We start from the raw sequence: 4298 nt of genomic DNA, 5'->3' as shown, positions 1-4298 counted from the left end.
GGCCGAGCGGCTCGACCGCGCGGTCGCGGCCGAGCTGGCGCCGCTCAAGCTCGATGCCGCGCGCTTCCGCACCATGATCGAGCCGCTGCCCGAGGCCGCATGGGGGGCGGGGGGCGCCGACCGCGTCGAATATGAGATCAGCACCAATCCCGGCGCGCCCTTCGCGCCGCTCGTCAAGATCGCCAGCGGCGGCGAGCTTTCGCGCTTCATCCTCGCGCTCAAGGTCGCGCTCGCCGAGGAAGGCGGGGCGGGGACGATGATCTTCGACGAGGTCGATCGCGGCGTCGGCGGCGCGGTGGCGAGCGCGATCGGCGAACGGCTCGCGCGGCTGTCGGAGCGGACGCAGTTGCTCGTCGTCACGCACAGCCCGCAGGTCGCCGCGCGCGCCGATCGCCACATGCTGATCCAGAAACGTTCGGACGGGCTGGTCGCGCGGACGGGGGTGCATGCGCTCGACGCGGACGAGCGGCGCGAGGAGATCGCGCGGATGCTTTCGGGGGCGGAGGTGACGGACGAGGCGCGGGCGCAGGCGGGGAAATTGCTGGCGACGGGCTGATGGCGATCTTCGCGGATGGCGTGGCGCCCGACCCCATGAGTCGCGTCATTCGGTGGGGAGGCCGTGTCCGGCGGCAGCGATCGCGGCGACCCCCGGCGTGCCGCGCTCGCCGAGCACGACGACGAGGCTGCCCGCGAGGATCAGCAGGCCGCCCGCGAGCACGCCGAGGCCGACCGGATCGCCGAACAGCCCGATGCCGATCGCCGCTCCCATCAGCGGCTCGAGGTTGATGAACACCCCCGCGCTGGCGCTTCCCACCCGCGCCGCGCCATAGCCCCAGGCGGCGGTGGCGAGGAAGGTTGAGAGCAGGCCCTGCCCGAGCACGCCGCCCCACGCGACCCTGCTCAAGGCGAGCGGCGGCGGGCCGTGCAGCAACAGCACGATCGGCAGGATTGCGGCGGTGGCGATCAGGATCGTCACCGAAGCCACCGCCAGCGGCGATTTCGTGTCCGGCGCGCGCTTCAGCGTGAACAGCCAGCAGAGGAAGATCAGCAGCGATCCGAGCGATATCGCGACGCCGATCGGGCTGCCCGCGCCCCCCGGCTTGCCCGCTATCAGCGCCGCACCGATCGTCGCCGCCGCGACGCCGATCCACGAGGTCCGGCTGACGCGCTCGCCCATCAGGCTTGCCGCGATCGCCACCAGCGCGGGCATCGCGCCGACGAGCAGCGCGGCGAGCGTCACCGTCACCCGCGCCAGCCCCTCGAACTGTACGAGGAAGGCGATGCCGTAGAACAGCCCCGCGAGCAGCACGGCGGGCGATCGGAACAAGGCGCGTGCCTCGCGGTTGCCAAGCGCGAACGGCAGCGCGGCGAGGCTCGCCACGGCGAAGCGCAGCAGGACCATCGGCGCGGCCCCCGCCTCGCGCAGCGCCAGCTTGCCGAGCGGAAAGCCGAGGCCCCAGCAGATGCCGGCGATCGCGAGCGCGGCGAAGGGGAGAGCGGAGGTCTTCAAAGTTCCTCCCCTGCAAGGGGAGGGGGACCATCCGCAGGATGGTGGAGGCGGCTCTCCACCAGAGGCTGTCCTGTTGACGTTGAACTCCCGTCACCCCGGCTCAAGGCCGGGGTGACGTTCAGCTTGAGCAGGACAGCCTCTCGGGCCGATCGGCCATATGGCGATCTGAACGTAAACTGCCGCAAATCGATCGTCGCCTCCTTCGATACGGGCTCTCGACAGGCTCGATCCCTACTCAGGACGAGCGGAGGGGTGGATCAATCTAACATCATCCCGTCCTAGCGTTGCACCGGCTGCGCCGGCGGTTCCCCTCCCCGTGCCGGGGAGGAACTTCATGCCGCCGCCTTGTCCATCAGCTTGGGGAAGAAGCCTTCGTGCGCTTCGCGCAGCGCGTCGAGGGTCACGGACCAGTCGCCCTCGTCGAGCTCGAAGATGATCCGCCGCGCGATCGTGCGGCCGAGCGGATCGGCGGGGACGTCGGCGGCGTGCGCGGCGATCATGAAATCGGCGAGGCAGGTGTCGCAGACGGTGACGACGTACAGCCCCTGGTCCTCGCCGAACAGCGATCCCGCGATCCCGAACGGCTGCGGTTCGGTGACGAGCACGCCGATGTCGGCGGCGAGCGCCATTTCCGCGAGCGTCACCGCCATGCCGCCGTCGGACACGTCGTGGCAGGCGGTGATCGCGCCGCTCGCGATCTGGTCGCGGATGAAATCGCCGGTGCGGCGCTCGGCGCGGAGATCGACCGGCGGCGGCGGCCCGGCGTCGCGGCCTTCGAGCCCATGCCGCTCGCGCAGCCACAGCGACTGGCCGAGATGCCCCGAACGCTCGCCGATCGCCAGCACGGTATCGCCGATGCCCTTGAAGGCGATCGTGCAGTTGCGGCGCCAATCGGCGAGCAGGCCGATGCCGCCGATCGCGGGCGTCGGCAGGATCGCCGAGCCGCCGCCGGTCGCCTTCGATTCGTTGTAGAGGCTGACGTTGCCGCTGACGATCGGGAAGTCGAGCGCGGCGCACGCCTCGGCCATCCCCTCGATGCAGCCGACGAGCTGGCCCATGATCTCGGGCCGCTGCGGGTTGGCGAAGTTCAGGCAGTCGGTCGCGGCGAGCGGGGTCGCGCCGACGGCGGTCAGGTTGCGCCAGCATTCGGCGATCGCCTGTTTGCCGCCCTCGAACGGATCGGCATGACAATAGCGCGGCGTGCAATCGGTCGAGATCGCCAGCGCCTTTTCGGTGCCGTGGACGCGCACCACCGCCGCGTCGCCGCCGGGGCGCTGGACGGTATCGGCACCGACCATATGGTCATATTGCTCCCAGATCCAGCGGCGGCTGGCGATATCGGGCGATCCCATCAGCGCGATCAGATCGGCGGCGGGATCCGTGCTTTCGGGCAGATCGTCGCGCGGCGCGGGCGGCTCGGTGCGCACCCAGGGCCGATCGTATTTGGGGGCGTCGTCGGCGAGCGGGCCGAGCGGCAGATCGCAGACCGTCTCGCCCTTCCAGATGAGCTCCATCCGCCCGCTATCGGTGACGGTGCCGATCACCGCGAAATCGAGCTCCCACTTGCGGAAGATGCCCTCGGCGAACGCCTCGCGGCCCGGCTTGAGCACCATCAGCATGCGCTCCTGCGATTCGGAGAGCATCATCTCGTAGGGCGTCATCCCCGCCTCGCGCTGCGGCACCGCATCCATGTCGAGCCGGATGCCGACCCCGCCCTTCGACGCCATCTCGACCGAGGAGGAGGTGAGGCCGGCGGCGCCCATATCCTGGATCGCGACGATCGCGTCCGACGCCATCAGCTCGAGGCAGGCCTCGATCAGCAATTTCTCGGTGAAGGGATCGCCGACCTGCACGGTCGGGCGCTTGGCATCGGCATTTTCGCCGAAATCGGCCGAGGCCATCGTCGCGCCATGGATGCCGTCGCGCCCGGTCTTGGAGCCGACATAGACGATCGAATTGCCGATGCCCGACGCCGCCGAATAGAAGATCCTAGCGGTCTCGGCGACGCCGACGGTCATCGCGTTGACGAGGATGTTGCCATCGTAGGCCGGGTGGAAATTCACCTCGCCGCCGACCGTCGGCACGCCGACGCAATTGCCGTAGCCGCCGATGCCGTGAACGACACCCGCGATCAGGTGGCGCGTCCGCGGATGATCGGGCGATCCGAAGCGCAGCGCGTTCATGTTGGCGATCGGCCGCGCGCCCATCGTGAAGACGTCGCGCAGGATGCCGCCGACGCCGGTCGCGGCGCCTTGGTAGGGCTCGATATAGCTCGGATGGTTGTGGCTCTCCATCTTGAAGATCGCCGCCTGGCCGTCACCGATATCGACGACGCCGGCATTCTCGCCGGGGCCGCAGATCACCTGCGGGCCGGTGGTCGGCAGCTTGGCGAGGTGGAGGCGGGAGCTCTTGTACGAGCAATGCTCGGACCACATCACCGAGAAGATGCCGAGCTCTACGAGGTTGGGCTCGCGGCCGAGCGCGTGGAGCACGCGCGCATATTCCTCGGGCGACAGGCCGTGCTCGGCGACGATTTCGGGGGTGATCGCGGTCATCGCGCCGGGCGATAGCAGGGGTCGATCGGAAACGGGAGGGCGGTGTTGCGTGCTTCGCTTTCCTGTTTCGGAAGGGTAAGGTGGCGCTCCGCAGGTGCCTCCTACCTAGAGTCCGTTCTGTTGACGTTGAACTCTCGTCATCCCGGCCTTGAGCCGGGATCCCGCTGCTCGGCTGACGCTGAAGAAGAAGCGGGACCCCGGCTCAAGGCCGGGGGGACGTTCTAAAGGGGGGA

At 69.5% G+C, this 4298-nt stretch carries 2 protein-coding genes and 1 pseudogene; 1 reads left to right on the top strand and 2 read right to left on the bottom strand.

All coding sequences use genetic code 11. The features are described 5' to 3' along the window. Positions 1-556, top strand: a pseudogene (locus tag HUU94_RS00650) (DNA repair protein RecN); the annotation flags it as partial. Between the two features lie 45 nt (positions 557-601). Here the strand turns inward: HUU94_RS00650 and HUU94_RS00645 are convergent. Together HUU94_RS00645 and purL are read right to left on the bottom strand one after the other, a co-directional pair. Further along, on the bottom strand, positions 602-1510 hold the full coding sequence (locus HUU94_RS00645; protein ID WP_174273205.1) for a DMT family transporter: 909 nt from the start codon (positions 1508-1510) through the stop codon (positions 602-604). 332 nt (positions 1511-1842) lie between these two features. Next, positions 1843-4065 carry a phosphoribosylformylglycinamidine synthase subunit PurL gene (gene purL, locus HUU94_RS00640; protein WP_174273204.1) on the bottom strand — a complete coding sequence of 741 codons (2223 nt, stop codon included), beginning with the start codon at positions 4063-4065 and terminating at the stop codon, positions 1843-1845. Positions 4066-4298 lie beyond the last annotated feature (233 nt).

Source organism: Sphingomonas bacterium, assembly GCF_903644055.1.
Taxonomy (GTDB): Bacteria; Pseudomonadota; Alphaproteobacteria; order Sphingomonadales; family Sphingomonadaceae; genus Sphingomonas_I.
Note: the sequence above shows the minus strand (reverse complement) of the source record. Positions and strands in the feature narration are given on the sequence as shown.